Below are 13305 nucleotides of genomic sequence, written 5' to 3'. Positions count from 1 at the left end.
GTCAACGATAACGTTGGCTGCCTGACACCCAGCGGTGTCCGGCCTACCATCGCGAGCATGCTCGCTCCTACAAATATGGGGAAAGGCGTTACAGCGAAATTAACTCAAATTGATGGCGACTAGCTACAGCACAGCGAACGTGCCTTGTGCTTTTGCGACCAGTTTGTCGCCCTGCATCACCTCGGCCTCGACCACCAACGTGCGGCGGCCCGGGTGAATCACCCGCGCCGTGCACATCACTTCACCGTCGCTAACCGCGCGAATGTAGTTGATCTTGCATTCGATGGTGGCGCTCTGCTGGTCAAAACCGTGGGTACTGGAGCACGCCAACCCCATGGCAATGTCCACCAGACTGAACAACGCCCCGCCATGCAGCTTGCCGCCGCGATTACGCAGCGGCGGCTCAAGTGCCAGGGCGACTTGCGCTACCCCGGCTTCCAGGCTGTGCAAACGACAGCCCAGCAACTTGAAAAACGCGCTTTCGGTCAGCCCGGCCGGGATGTCCATCAACGCTTTTTCAACTGCTTGGCGTTGGCGAACAACGAAGCCATGGCGTTGTTGGCCGGGGCCGCCGCCGTGGTTTCCTTGCGCGGTGCGTTGTTCGACGACTGACGCGGCGCCGAACCCGGACGCGAGCCACGGGCACCGTCGACTTTTTCGCCAGGTGTGTCGCCCATGCGCATCGACAGGCCTACGCGTTTGCGCGGGATGTCGACTTCCATGACCTTCACTTTCACCACATCGCCGGCTTTCACCGCCTCGCGCGGATCCTTGATGAACTTCTCCGAAAGTGCAGAGATGTGTACCAAACCGTCCTGATGCACACCGATGTCGACGAATGCGCCGAAGGCGGTCACGTTGGTGACTACGCCTTCGAGAATCATTCCAGGCTGCAGGTCCTTGAGGTCTTCGACGCCTTCCTGAAACTCCGCAGTCTTGAACTCCGGACGTGGGTCGCGGCCTGGCTTCTCCAATTCTTGCAGGATGTCGGTGACCGTCGGCAGACCGAAGGTTTCATCGGTGTACTTCTTCGGGTCGAGGCGCTTGAGGAAACCGGCGTCACCGATCAGGGAGCGGATATCGCGGTCGGTTTCAGCCGCTATGCGTTGTACCAGTGGATAGGCTTCCGGGTGAACCGCCGACGAATCCAGCGGATTATCGCCGTTCATCACGCGCAGGAAACCGGCTGCCTGTTCGAAGGTTTTCTCGCCCAGGCGAGCGACTTTCTTCAGCGCTGCACGGGTTTTGAACGCGCCGTGCTCGTCTCGGTGGCTGACGATGTTCTGCGCCAACGTCGCGTTGAGCCCGGAGATGCGTGCCAGCAATGCGACGGAAGCGGTGTTTACGTCCACACCCACGGCGTTTACGCAGTCTTCGACCACGGCGTCCAGGCCGCGCGCCAGTTTCAGCTGCGATACGTCGTGCTGGTACTGGCCGACACCGATGGATTTCGGATCGATTTTCACCAACTCCGCCAGTGGGTCCTGCAAACGACGTGCAATCGACACCGCGCCACGGATCGACACGTCGAGGTCCGGGAATTCCTTGGCCGCCAGTTCCGATGCCGAGTACACGGATGCGCCGGCCTCGGAAACCATGACCTTGGTCATTTTCATGGCTGGGTATTTTTTGATCAGCTCGATCGCCAGCTTGTCGGTCTCACGGCTGGCGGTGCCGTTGCCGATGGCGATCAGGTCCACCGAATGCTTGGCGCACAGGGCAGCCAGGATTGCGATGGTTTGGTCCCACTTGTTGTGCGGCACGTGCGGGTAGACGGTCGCGTGATCCAGCAGCTTGCCGGTGGCATCGACCACGGCAACCTTGCAGCCGGTGCGCAGGCCCGGGTCCAGGCCCAGGGTCGCGCGTGGGCCGGCCGGGGCCGACAGCAGCAAGTCGTGCAGGTTGTGGGCGAACACGTTGATCGCTTCGGTTTCCGCGCCGTCACGCAGCTCGCCGAGCAGGTCGGTTTCCAGATGGGTGTAGAGCTTGACCTTCCAGGTCCAGCGCACCACTTCGCCCAGCCATTTGTCGGCCGCACGGTTCTGGTTCTGGATGCCGACGTGCTGGCCGATCATGCCTTCGCACGGGTGCATCGTGCCTGGCAATTCATCACCCACTTTCAGCGCGGAGCTGAGGATGCCTTCGTTGCGGCCACGGAAAATCGCCAGGGCGCGGTGCGACGGCATGCTCTTGAGCGGTTCGTCGTGTTCGAAGTAGTCGCGGAACTTGGCGCCTTCCTCTTCCTTGCCGGCAATCACGCGGGCACTGAGGATGGCTTCCTGCTTCAGGTAGTTGCGCAGCTTGTCGAGCAGGCCGGCGTCTTCGGCGAAGCGCTCCATGAGGATGTACTTGGCACCTTCGAGGGCGGCCTTCACATCGGCCACGCCTTTTTCAGCGTCGATGAAGCGGGCGGCTTCGGTGTCCGGGGTCAAGGTCGGGTCGTTGAAGAGGCTGTCCGCCAGCTCGCCGAGGCCAGCTTCCAGGGCGATTTGGCCCTTGGTGCGGCGCTTCTGCTTGTACGGCAGATACAAGTCTTCGAGACGGGTCTTGGTGTCGGCGAGCTTGATGTCGCGCTCCAGTTGCGGGGTCAGTTTGCCCTGTTCCTGGATGCTGGCGAGGATGCTGATACGCCGTTCGTCGAGTTCTCGCAGGTAACGCAGGCGCTCTTCCAGGTGACGCAGCTGGGTGTCATCGAGACTGCCGGTCACTTCTTTCCGGTAACGGGCGATGAAGGGAACGGTTGAACCTTCATCGAGTAGCGCGACGGCCGCTTCGACCTGTTGTGGGCGTACGCCGAGTTCCTCGGCGATGCGGCTGTTGATGCTGTCCATAAAACCACCTGACAAATTGTGAAAGCAGGCTCGCTGGCACGTAAACAGGGCTCGGCGAGTCTGGTTGAGCGGCCTGGCGAGCACCGCTGCCTGGATCAACAGGCATCCCGTTGACCCGTGAAATCGAACAATTACTGCGGCGGCCAGAAAGATAAACGAGAGCCGCGGCAACAGGAATCAGGCATTGCCTGACACAAATGGCCGCGCATTATAACCAGCGTTCTGTCATTCGGGTGCATCACGGGGTGTAGGCACAATGCCCGTATTTCTGGCGGTGAAGGAAAAATCTGCTAACAATGCACACGGTGCGTATAACGGCAGCTACGCCATAATGCGCGCCGAGATCAAAGGAGCATCCAATGAGCAGCACTGCAAACATTGCTGAAGGCGAAAAAATTCTAATCGTTGACGACGACCCGGGGCTCAGCAGCCTGCTGGAGCGTTTTTTCGTCAGCAAGGGCTACCGCGCACGCGCTGTCCCGAACACCGAACAAATGGACCGCCTGCTGGCGCGTGAAGTGTTCAACCTGGTTGTCCTCGACCTGATGCTGCCCGGTGAAGACGGTCTGACCGCCTGCCGCCGTCTGCGCAGCGCGAACAATCAGATTCCAATCATCATGCTCACCGCCAAGGGCGACGAGCTGAGCCGTATCAAGGGCCTGGAATTGGGCGCCGACGATTACCTGGCCAAGCCGTTCAACCCGGACGAGCTGATGGCCCGGGTCAAGGCGGTTCTGCGTCGGCAGTCGGCCCCTGTGCCAGGCGCGCCCGGCAGCGAAGAGGAAAGTGTGACCTTCGGTGACTATGAATTGTCCCTGGCCACCCGTGAACTCAAGCGCGGTGCGGAAGTGCATATGCTGACTACCGGCGAGTTCGCGGTACTCAAGGCATTGGTGATGAACGCGCGTCAGCCACTGACCCGTGACAAGCTGATGAACCTGGCCCGTGGCCGTGAGTGGGATGCGCTGGAGCGCTCCATCGACGTGCAGATCTCTCGTCTGCGTCGGATGATCGAACCTGATCCATCCAAGCCGCGTTATATCCAGACCGTCTGGGGTGTTGGCTACGTGTTCGTTCCGGATGGCGCCGCCACCAAGTGATTGGCGATTTGTAGGAGCGGGTCATGCGGATGCAGTTGTCCGCAGACTCGCAATCCGCAATGTGCGAGCATCGCTCGCTCCTGCAAGTGTGTAGCGGTTATCCATGAAAACCCCCGTGTGGTTCCCCCAGAGTTTCTTCTCCCGCACCCTGTGGCTGGTGCTGATCGTCGTCCTGTTCTCCAAAGCATTGACCCTGGTTTATCTGCTGATGAACGAAGACGTGCTGGTGGACCGCCAATACAGCCACGGCGTTGCCCTGACGCTGCGTGCCTATTGGGCTGCCGATGAAAACAACCGTGACAAGATCGCCGAGGCCGCGACCCTGATCCGCGTGGTCGGTGCCGGTGTGCCGGAAGGCGAGCAGCACTGGCCTTACAGCGAGATCTATCAGCGCCAGATGCAGGCGGAACTGGGCGCCGACACCGAGGTACGATTGCGCATGCACTCGCCGCCAGCGTTGTGGGTTCGGGCCCCGAGCCTGGGCGATGGTTGGTTGAAAGTGCCGCTATACCCGCATCCGCTGCGCGGCCAAAAAATCTGGAACGTGCTCGGTTGGTTCCTCGCCATCGGTTTGCTGTCCACTGCGTCGGCGTGGATCTTCGTCAGTCAGCTCAACCAACCGCTCAAGCGTCTGGTATACGCCGCCCGGCAACTTGGCCAGGGCCGCAGTGTGCGCCTGCCGATCAGCGATACGCCCAGCGAGATGACCGAGGTGTATCGCGCCTTCAACCAGATGGCCGAAGACGTCGAACAGGCTGGCCGCGAACGTGAGCTGATGCTGGCGGGGGTCTCCCACGATTTACGCACACCGCTGACCCGGTTGCGCCTGTCGCTGGAGTTGATGGGTGACCGCACCGACTTGACGGACGACATGGTCCGCGACATCGAGGACATGGACGCGATTCTCGATCAGTTCCTGGCGTTTATCCGCGACGGCCGCGACGAGTCGGTGGAAGAGGTCGACTTGACCGACCTGGTGCGTGAAGTCGCCGCGCCGTACAACCAGAACGAAGAGAAAGTCAGGCTTCGTCTGGAGCCGATACAGCCATTTCCATTGCGCCGGGTGTCGATGAAGCGCCTGCTCAACAACCTGATCGGCAATGCCCTGCATCACGCGGGCAATGGCGTGGAAGTGGCGGCGCATGTGTCCGGCGATGTGAATGCACCATACGTGGTACTGAGCGTGATGGACCGTGGCGCCGGGATCGACCCGGCGGAGCTGGAAGCGATCTTCAATCCGTTTACACGGGGTGATCGTGCCCGGGGTGGCAAGGGCACCGGCTTGGGCCTGGCAATCGTCAAACGCATCGCTTCGATGCATGGCGGCAACGTCGAGCTGCGCAACCGCGCCGGCGGCGGGCTGGAAGCGCGGGTGCGGTTGCCGTTGGGGTTGATGTTGCCCAGGGATGCGGTATAGGAGCAGCTTCGAGCTGCAAGCTACAAGCGGCAAGAAAAAGCCGAGCATCTCGCCGCTTCATCTTGCAGCTCGAAGCTGCTCCTCAACCCTTTCCTTTGGTCCGTGTCATGTTCGGCCCACCATTCTTCTCCAAATGCTCGATGATGATGCCCGCCACATTCTTCCCGGTGGTGGTCTCGATCCCTTCGAGGCCCGGCGACGAGTTCACCTCCATCACCAACGGGCCGTGATTGGAACGAAGGATATCCACCCCCGCCACCGTCAGCCCCATCACCTTGGCGGCGCGCAACGCGGTCATGCGTTCTTCCGGCGTGATCTTGATCAGGCTGGCGCTGCCACCGCGGTGCAGGTTGGAGCGGAATTCCCCTGGCTTGGCCTGGCGCTTCATGGCGGCGATCACCTTGTCGCCGACCACGAAGCAACGGATGTCCGCGCCGCCGGCCTCCTTGATGTACTCCTGAACCATGATGTTCTGCTTGAGGCCCATGAACGCCTCGATCACCGACTCCGCCGCCGTCGCGGTTTCACACAGCACGACACCGATGCCCTGGGTGCCTTCCAGCACTTTGATCACCAGCGGCGCGCCGTTGACCATGTCGATCAGGTCGGGAATGTCATCCGGGGAGTGGGCAAATCCTGTCACCGGCAAGCCGATGCCCCGGCGTGACAACAACTGCAACGAACGCAGCTTGTCCCGGGAGCGGGCGATGGCGACGGATTCGTTGAGGGGGAACACTCCCATCATTTCGAACTGACGCAACACGGCGCAGCCGTAAAACGTCACCGACGCGCCGATCCGCGGGATCACTGCGTCGAAACCTTCCAGCGGCTTGCCGCGGTAGTGGATCTGCGGCTTGTGGCTGGCGATGTTCATATAGGCGCGCAGGGTGTCGATCACCACCATTTCATGTCCACGTTCAGTACCGGCTTCGACCAGACGACGAGTGGAATACAGACGCGGGTTCCGCGACAGCACAGCGATCTTCATGCAACACCTGTGGAGGAGGTAGATACCGGGAACACCGGCTTGTCTTGTACATATTTGACGCCCGGGCTGACTACCAACTGGCCGTCGATCAGGGCTTTGGAGCCAAGCAGCAGGCGATAACGCATGGATTTGCGGCAGGCGAGAGTGAACTCCACCCGCCATACCCGATCACCGAGGGCCAGGGTGGTGCTGACCACGTAACGCTTTTGCGCATGGCCGTTGGAGCTTTTGATGGTTTTCATCGTCACCAGGGGCGCCTCGCAACGCCTGTGACGCAATTGCACCACCGTGCCAAGGTGTGCGGTGAAACGCACCCAGCTTTCGCCATCGCGCTCGAACGGCTCGATATCGGTGGCATGCAGGCTCGAGGTGCTGGCGCCAGTGTCGATTTTGGCGCGCAGGCCCGCCACTCCCAGATCCGGGAGCGCCACCCACTCGCGCAGACCGACAACGGTCAAATGGTCAAATGTCTTCAATAGGGAAAAACCGACGGTTAACGCTTCCAGGCGTCAGGCGATACCTGAGCCATCGCTTTGAATGCGGGCCTGGCGAACCAGTAGCCCTGCATCAGATAAATTCCACAATCCGCCAGGAAGTCGCGCTCCCCAGCGCTTTCGATGCCTTCGGCAACGACTGTAACGTCCAACTCCGCACAGATTGTGACAATCCCCCGAACGATCACCTGTCGAACGCGATCGCGGTCCACATCGCGGATCAAGGCCATGTCGAGCTTGATCAGGTCCGGCTGGAAGTCAGCCAACAAGTTGAGCCCGGAATGACCCGCGCCGAAATCGTCGATGGCAGTCTTGAAGCCGAATTCGCGGTATTCACGCAGAATATTAGTCAAATGGCGATAGTTATCTACGTGCTCGTTTTCCAGGGTTTCGAAAATCAGCCGATCAAGCGGAAAATTGTGTTTTCTCGCCGCTTCCAGGGTGCTGCGAATGCACAGTTCAGGACGGTACACGGCATTTGGCATGAAGTTGATCGACAAGTGTGTCTGCATGTTGATACCGGCCGCACCTTCGATGGCGCGCGTCCGGCAGAGCTGATCGAAGCGGTAGCGATTGGCGTCTGTGACCTGTTCGAGTACGGTCAGCGCACCTTCTCCGGCAACGCCGCGCACCAGGGCTTCATGGGCAAAGATCGACTGATCCCTGAGGTCGACGATCGGTTGGTAGGCAAAGGCGAAGTCGAAATCCAGGGGCTCGCTTTGCTGGCAGCCCCGGCAACCGCCCTGTGGCGATGTCAATGAAGATGGAAATTGGGTCACTCGATCACTCCATGCCGTGGTCCGGCTTAGTCGACAGTCTATCTGGAGAGCCGAGTTCTTGCGCCCGACAGAAACGGTAGTACAGTTCTGACTATTGGCGGAGAGAGGAATTCAAGTGGCACAAAAAAGCGAAGAGGACGACAAGGTTCGTCTCGATAAATGGTTGTGGGCGGCGCGTTTCTATAAAACTCGTGCACTGGCCAAGGCCGCGATCGAAAGCGGCAAGGTGCATTGGCGAGGCGAGCGCTGCAAGCCGGGCAAGGAGCCGCGGGTGGGTGATGAGTTCGAAATTCGTACCGGTTTCGATGAACGCACGGTTGTGGTTCAGGCGCTGTCGATCGTGCGCCGTGGTGCGCCCGAAGCGCAGGCGCTGTACGCCGAAACCGAGGCGAGTATCGCCAAGCGCGAAGCCGCCGCGGCGATGCGCAAGGCAGGAGCGCTGGGTGTCAGTACCGATGGCAAGCCGAGCAAGAAGCAGCGGCGCGATTTGTTCAAGTTTCGCGGGAGTAGCAACGAAGAGTAGGCCTGTTGTTCTGTGGTGTTCGGGCCGCCGCTTTCGCGAGCAAGCCCGCTCCCACAAGAGCGAGGCACGCTTGTATGTGGGAGCGAGCTTGCTCGCGATCGAGTGCGCAGCACTCGCTCAAATCAACCGCTACGCACCACACTCATGCGCGACACCAGCGGCAGCTTCTCCAACAGCCCAAACAGCGGCGCGGTCACCTTCAGCAAAAACGTCGATACGTGATAGGCAAACGGGGTGTAATACCCCCAGCCCAACGCCCACACTGCCATCAACACGCCACCGATGTAATCGTCCTGGCCCCAATGCGCACCGGCTACCAGCCGCGGCATCATGAACAGCACCGCAAGGGCCCAGATCACCACGGTCTGCCAGGCCGTGCGGCTGAAAACGGTCATGAACAGTGCCCAGATCAGCAGCACCGAAGCGTGATCGCCCGGGAAGCTCTGGGTCGAGCGGTCCTTCAACTCCCAGCGGGCTTCAAGCCCCGGGAAGTAGTTGCTCATGCGGACGGCGCTGTCGATCATCATCGACGGGCTGCTGTGCTGCCAGCCCATGTAGCCGGTCAGCTTGGAGAACAGCATGCGGATGAACAACAGCAACAGCAGAATGCCGAAGAAACCGAAAAACGCCTGACGCACGTCGCCCGTCTTGAACACCCAATCGCCCTTGATCAGCAAGGTCAACAGAATCACCCCGACCACAGCGTCGAAAGGTCGCAGACTTGCAATTGCCCAAACGTGGAGCCATATCGGGTTAGTGGCCAGTGGAGAATTGAGCAGGTGATACAGCCACTCGTCGAAAAGCACACACAACATCTGGCCCGTAGGCCATAACCAGAAGGCCAGCAGTGCCACTGGCACGAGATTGCAGAGCGCCAACCGGCGCAAGTTCCACCTTGCTTGGAACAAACCCGGATTGTTCATAAAATGCCTCCCTTGGCGAAACACCGCGCACCGACAGGGTGCTACGGGGGGCGCAATCTTCATGCTTTGTCATCATTTTGTCATTACTTTAGATACCCAGACCTATGACCGATTTACCGGATACCGATTACACCCAACGCTTCATCTTCGATGACAGCGACACCCGTGGCGAACTGGTTTCGTTGGAGCTCAGCTACGCCGAAGTCCTCGCCAAGCACGCCTATCCGGAACCGGTCGCGCAACTGCTCGGTGAGTTGATGGCCGCGGCGTCGTTGCTGGTCGGTGCCATGAAGTTCGATGGCTTGTTGATTCTCCAGGCCCGCTCGGAAGGCCCGATTCCCCTGCTGATGATCGAATGCTCCAGCGAACGGGAAATCCGTGGTCTGGCCCGTTACGAGGCGGACCGGATCGCCCCGGACGCGACCCTGGCCGACTTGATGCCCGACGGCGTACTGGCGCTGACTATCGACCCTCGCCAGGGCCAGCGCTATCAGGGCATTGTCGACCTGGATGGCAAAACCTTGTCCGAGTGCTTCACCAACTACTTCGTCATGTCGCAACAGGTCGGTACGCGTTTCTGGCTTTACGCCGATGGCCGTCGCGCCCGTGGCCTGCTGCTGCAGCAATTGCCCGCCGACCGCCTGAAAGACGAAGAAGACCGCGCGGCCAGTTGGCAGCACCTCACGGCCTTGGCCACTACCCTGACCGCCGATGAACTACTGAGCCTGGACAACGAAACCGTCCTCCACCGGTTGTATCACGAAGAACAGGTTCGCCTGTTCGATGCGCAGCGTTTGCGCTTCCGTTGCAGCTGCTCGCGCGAACGTTCTGCCAATGCGCTGGTCAGTTTGGGTCTTGAAGATGCGCAGGATCTGGTCGTCGAACACGGTGGCAACATCGAGGTCGATTGCCAATTCTGCAACCAGCGTTACCTGTTCGATGCCGCCGACGTTGCTCAATTATTCGTCGGCGCGGGTGTTGAGACGCCGTCAGATACCCGTCACTAAAACGGTTCAGCGCAGGTAAATTCACTGGTTTGTGCCGGAATAACGCCGTTACGACGGGAGGGCCCTACTTTTTTTGGGCGTTTCTGGCATAATCCGGCCCACTTTTTTCGCGGTAGTAGTGCACGACTTTCTACTACAACACGTTTGGAGCACTCGGCCACTGGCCGACGGGGAACCTCATGACGCAAGCCAATAACGCCGTGTACACCGATCTGAGTGTCGATGAACTCGTTAAAGAAGCCCTGAACCGCGGTGAAGGCGAGCTTGCCGACACAGGCGCGCTGGTGGTTCGTACCGGTCACCGTACCGGCCGTTCGCCAGTTGATCGTTTCATTGTTGAAGAGCCGTCCACTCAGGACGCTATCGCCTGGGGCCCGATCAACCGCAAGTTCCCCGCCGACAAGTTCGATGCCCTGTGGGCTCGCGTCGAGGCGTTCAACAATGCGCAAGAGCACTTCGTTTCCCACGTTCATGTAGGCGCGGCGGCCGACCACTACCTGCCCGTGAAGATGACTACCCAGACTGCCTGGCAGAACCTGTTCGGTCGTTGCCTGTTCATCAACCCCGAGCAGTTCAACCCGGCGGGTCGTGATGAGTGGCAAATCCTCAACGTGGCCAACTTCGAGTGCGTGCCTGAGCGTGATGGCACCAACTCCGATGGTTGCGTGATCCTCAATTTCGCCCAGAAGAAAGTGCTGATTGCTGGCATGCGTTACGCCGGTGAAATGAAAAAAGCCATGTTCTCCGTGCAGAACTTCCTGCTGCCCGCTGCCGACGTGCTGCCTATGCACTGCGCGGCCAACATCGGCGAAGAGGGCGACGTGACCCTGTTCTTCGGTCTGTCCGGCACCGGCAAGACCACCCTCTCGGCCGATGAAAGCCGTTACCTGATCGGTGACGACGAACACGGTTGGGGTGAAGGCGTTGTCTTCAACATGGAAGGCGGCTGCTACGCCAAGTGCATCGACCTGTCCGAGAAGAACGAGCCCGTCATCTGGAAAGCCATCAAGCATGGCGCGGTACTGGAAAACGTCGTGATCGACGATGCCAAGCACGCCGACTACGCCGATGTCAGCCTGACCCAGAACAGCCGCGCGGCTTACCCGCTGGAGCACGTTGCCAAGCGTTCCGAAGCGAACCTGGGCGGCGAGCCGAACGCAGTGATCTTCCTGACCTGCGACCTGACTGGCGTGCTGCCTCCGGTATCCATCCTGAACAACGAGCAGGCGGCCTACCACTTCCTTTCCGGTTATACCGCGCTGGTCGGTTCGACCGAAATGGGTTCGGGCGGCGGCATCAAGTCGACCTTCTCCACCTGCTTCGGCGCACCGTTCTTCCCGCGTCCGGCTGGTGAATACGCTGAGCTGCTGATCAAGCGCATCAACGGTTTCGGCTCCAAGGTCTACCTGGTCAACACCGGCTGGACTGGTGGTGGCTACGGCGTCGGCAAACGCTTCAACATTCCGACCACTCGCGGCGTGATCGCAGCGATCCAGAGCGGCGCGTTGATCGGTGCCGAGACCGAGCACCTGGACACCATCAACCTCGACGTGCCAAAAGCCGTACCGGGTGTTGAGACTAACTTGCTGAACCCGCGTAACACTTGGGCCGACAAGGCTGCCTACGACGAAGCCGCCAAGGCATTGGCCGGCCTGTTCATCGAGAACTTCAAGAAGTTCGACGTGAGCGACGCCATCAAGGCTGCAGGTCCGAAGTTGTAAGATCGACATGCTGCACTGAAAAGCCGCCCTCAGGGGCGGCTTTTTTGTGCGCGATCCCTCCTGAAGGCCTGTGGCTCAAGTCTTCAGGTGCAAAACGAACGCCCCGATCAACACCAGCACCACACCCAACACCTGGACTTTGCCCAGTCGCTCCTTGAAGAAGACATACCCCAGAATCGCCGCGATGCCTCCGGACAGTGTACTGATCACGGTCACCACCGAAACCGAGCCTGCCACCGTACCCCAGGCGAACGACGAGAACCCACCCAGGTTCATCAGGCTGGCGCCGGTCAGGGTCAGGCAGTTTCTCAGGGCTGGAATTTTCAGCCCGTCTTTTAGCCTCAGCACGATAACCACCAGCACGATCAAGCCGATCAGGTACGCCAGCCACAGCATCATCACCGGCCCCAAAGCCGGGAGCACGAAATGGCCCTGCAGCCAGAAACTGGTGCCGTAAAAAAACGCCGCCAATAGCGCATAAGCAATCGAGCGGCTGGCCTGGGTGCTGTGCGGGATCTTCGAGTCGTCATGGATGCTCGACAGCACCACCCCGGTCACGCAGAGGGCAATGCACAGCAGTTGCAACAAGCTGATCTGTTCGCCGCCGGCCCAGGACAACAATGTGGTCACCACACCATAAGACGTCACCAGTGGCGCAACAATGGACGCCTTGCCCAGGGCGAACGCTTTGGACAAGGCCAGCGCCCCGGACACCGTCAGCACAGCGGCGACCACGCCGAACAGCCAGACCTCCACGGATGCTGACATCGACTTGAGAATGAGCATGGGACATGCAATCAGCAGCACGCTCATGATGCTGAAGCCCAATGCCTGGCCAAAAAACACCGCACGCTTGACCCCCACCGCACGGGCATTCATACCCACCAGAAAATCCGTACCGCCCCAGAGCACGGCGGCCAACAACCCCATCAGTACGTCCAAACCAAGTCCTTATCGTTGTGCGTCGGCGCGTTGCAAGCCTTCAAGCGCTTCGGTGTCCCAGCGTTGGGCCTTGATCGCCCGATAGAGCATGTCGAGGGCGACTTTACGCTACAGACATCATTTCCGTGCGTTTAACTGCTGGCGGGCGACATCCAGCAGCTCACTCCCATCCTGGGTCAACAGGTACAACGCGCTGACAATGTTAGGTATGTCACTGGCGTCAGCCTGTTTGAAACATAGGCAATACAGGGTTTCGAGCAGGTCGCTGGCGGCGCGGATACGTTGGCGGGCGGCATCGAGAATTTCGTGGGGGTCGGCATCGCTATCGATGACCAGCACCGGAGTGTCGCTGTAGCTGGATTTGAGGGGGCGATAGCGGGGAGTGCGTGCATCAGGCATGTTCATCGAAGCATTCCTTTGGAGAGTCTGGCAGTCTCGCCGGTGGGCCGATTCACTGTCGGCCGCAGGAAAACTATGAAGCGCCAGGCACCCAGCAGCAAGACGGTCGCAATCGACAGCGCTCGTAGGGGGTTTTACTGGTTTTTACGGAATGGCCCTACATAGGCTGATGGTTTTCCAC

Annotated in this window: 13 protein-coding genes; 5 read left to right on the top strand and 8 right to left on the bottom strand. The window is 60.0% G+C overall.

What is annotated here, in order from left to right:
• Positions 1–123: 123 nt before the first annotated feature.
• Positions 124–507, bottom strand: coding sequence for a PaaI family thioesterase (locus AB4N33_RS20670; RefSeq protein ID WP_460119086.1), 384 nt, complete (start codon positions 505–507; stop codon positions 124–126).
• Entirely contained in the window at positions 507–2831 is a 2325-nt protein-coding gene (locus AB4N33_RS20665) for a Tex family protein (RefSeq protein ID WP_460119084.1), read from the bottom strand. Before AB4N33_RS20665 ends, AB4N33_RS20670 begins: the two co-directional genes overlap by 1 nt.
• Before the next feature lie 359 nt (positions 2832–3190).
• Between AB4N33_RS20665 and ompR the strand changes: the two genes are divergently transcribed.
• Together ompR and AB4N33_RS20655 are read left to right on the top strand one after the other, a co-directional pair.
• A complete protein-coding gene (gene ompR, locus AB4N33_RS20660; RefSeq protein ID WP_192307465.1) occupies positions 3191–3931 on the top strand; it encodes an osmolarity response regulator transcription factor OmpR in 741 nt (246 codons plus the stop codon).
• Positions 3932–4034: 103 nt separating this feature from the next.
• On the top strand, positions 4035–5348 hold the full coding sequence (locus tag AB4N33_RS20655; protein ID WP_460119081.1) for an ATP-binding protein: 1314 nt from the start codon (positions 4035–4037) through the stop codon (positions 5346–5348).
• Positions 5349–5430: 82 nt separating this feature from the next.
• Here AB4N33_RS20655 and rimK read toward each other — a convergent pair whose 3' ends face one another.
• The 3 genes from rimK to rimA are packed head-to-tail and all read right to left on the bottom strand — an operon-like array spanning position 5431 to position 7609.
• Positions 5431–6336 (bottom strand): 30S ribosomal protein S6--L-glutamate ligase, encoded by a 906-nt coding sequence (gene rimK, locus AB4N33_RS20650; RefSeq protein ID WP_065257794.1) that lies wholly within the window; start codon positions 6334–6336, stop codon positions 5431–5433.
• The gene (gene rimB, locus AB4N33_RS20645; RefSeq protein ID WP_460119079.1) at positions 6333–6812 is read right to left on the bottom strand and encodes a retropepsin-like aspartic endopeptidase RimB; all 480 of its coding nucleotides are present in this window, start codon (positions 6810–6812) and stop codon (positions 6333–6335) included. Before rimB ends, rimK begins: the two co-directional genes overlap by 4 nt.
• A 17-nt stretch (positions 6813–6829) precedes the next feature.
• Positions 6830–7609: a S6 modification regulatory phosphodiesterase RimA gene (gene rimA, locus AB4N33_RS20640; protein WP_460119077.1), complete on the bottom strand. Its 780-nt coding sequence runs from the start codon at positions 7607–7609 to the stop codon at positions 6830–6832.
• Between the two features lie 115 nt (positions 7610–7724).
• Here rimA and AB4N33_RS20635 point away from each other — a divergent pair, with 115 nt between their 5' ends.
• Positions 7725–8132 carry an RNA-binding S4 domain-containing protein gene (locus AB4N33_RS20635; protein WP_460119075.1) on the top strand — a complete coding sequence of 136 codons (408 nt, stop codon included), beginning with the start codon at positions 7725–7727 and terminating at the stop codon, positions 8130–8132.
• A gap of 122 nt (positions 8133–8254) precedes the next feature.
• Here AB4N33_RS20635 and AB4N33_RS20630 read toward each other — a convergent pair whose 3' ends face one another.
• A complete protein-coding gene (locus AB4N33_RS20630) occupies positions 8255–9055 on the bottom strand; it encodes a phosphatase PAP2 family protein (RefSeq protein ID WP_476458148.1) in 801 nt (266 codons plus the stop codon).
• Between the two features lie 104 nt (positions 9056–9159).
• On the opposite strand from AB4N33_RS20630, the gene hslO reads away from it, so the two are divergent.
• Positions 9160–10062 carry an Hsp33 family molecular chaperone HslO gene (gene hslO, locus AB4N33_RS20625; RefSeq protein ID WP_460119072.1) on the top strand — a complete coding sequence of 301 codons (903 nt, stop codon included), beginning with the start codon at positions 9160–9162 and terminating at the stop codon, positions 10060–10062.
• A gap of 179 nt (positions 10063–10241) precedes the next feature.
• Entirely contained in the window at positions 10242–11783 is a 1542-nt protein-coding gene (locus AB4N33_RS20620; protein ID WP_476458147.1) for a phosphoenolpyruvate carboxykinase, read from the top strand.
• Positions 11784–11858: 75 nt separating this feature from the next.
• Here AB4N33_RS20620 and AB4N33_RS20615 read toward each other — a convergent pair whose 3' ends face one another.
• The gene (locus AB4N33_RS20615; RefSeq protein WP_476458841.1) at positions 11859–12713 is read right to left on the bottom strand and encodes an EamA family transporter; all 855 of its coding nucleotides are present in this window, start codon (positions 12711–12713) and stop codon (positions 11859–11861) included.
• 129 nt (positions 12714–12842) lie between these two features.
• The gene (locus tag AB4N33_RS20610; protein ID WP_476458146.1) at positions 12843–13130 is read right to left on the bottom strand and encodes a hypothetical protein; all 288 of its coding nucleotides are present in this window, start codon (positions 13128–13130) and stop codon (positions 12843–12845) included.
• Between the last annotated feature and the right edge of the window lie 175 nt (positions 13131–13305).

Source organism: Pseudomonas sp. S1_E05 (assembly GCF_056337105.1).
The sequence above is the reverse complement of the archived record's forward strand: the minus strand, read 5'-3'. Positions and strand labels throughout refer to the sequence as shown.

What these genes read in the sequence shown, in the direction of transcription:
- AB4N33_RS20670 (WP_460119086.1), bottom strand. Translation starts at nt 507, where the DNA reads ATGGACATCCCGGCCGGGCTGACCGAAAGCGCGTTTTTCAAGTTGCTG.
- AB4N33_RS20665 (WP_460119084.1), bottom strand. Translation starts at nt 2,831, where the DNA reads ATGGACAGCATCAACAGCCGCATCGCCGAGGAACTCGGCGTACGCCCA.
- ompR (WP_192307465.1), top strand. Translation starts at nt 3,191, where the DNA reads ATGAGCAGCACTGCAAACATTGCTGAAGGCGAAAAAATTCTAATCGTT.
- AB4N33_RS20655 (WP_460119081.1), top strand. Translation starts at nt 4,035, where the DNA reads ATGAAAACCCCCGTGTGGTTCCCCCAGAGTTTCTTCTCCCGCACCCTG.
- rimK (WP_065257794.1), bottom strand. Translation starts at nt 6,336, where the DNA reads ATGAAGATCGCTGTGCTGTCGCGGAACCCGCGTCTGTATTCCACTCGT.
- AB4N33_RS20630 (WP_476458148.1), bottom strand. Translation starts at nt 9,055, where the DNA reads ATGAACAATCCGGGTTTGTTCCAAGCAAGGTGGAACTTGCGCCGGTTG.
- hslO (WP_460119072.1), top strand. Translation starts at nt 9,160, where the DNA reads ATGACCGATTTACCGGATACCGATTACACCCAACGCTTCATCTTCGAT.
- AB4N33_RS20620 (WP_476458147.1), top strand. Translation starts at nt 10,242, where the DNA reads ATGACGCAAGCCAATAACGCCGTGTACACCGATCTGAGTGTCGATGAA.
- AB4N33_RS20615 (WP_476458841.1), bottom strand. Translation starts at nt 12,713, where the DNA reads ATGGGGTTGTTGGCCGCCGTGCTCTGGGGCGGTACGGATTTTCTGGTG.
- AB4N33_RS20610 (WP_476458146.1), bottom strand. Translation starts at nt 13,130, where the DNA reads ATGAACATGCCTGATGCACGCACTCCCCGCTATCGCCCCCTCAAATCC.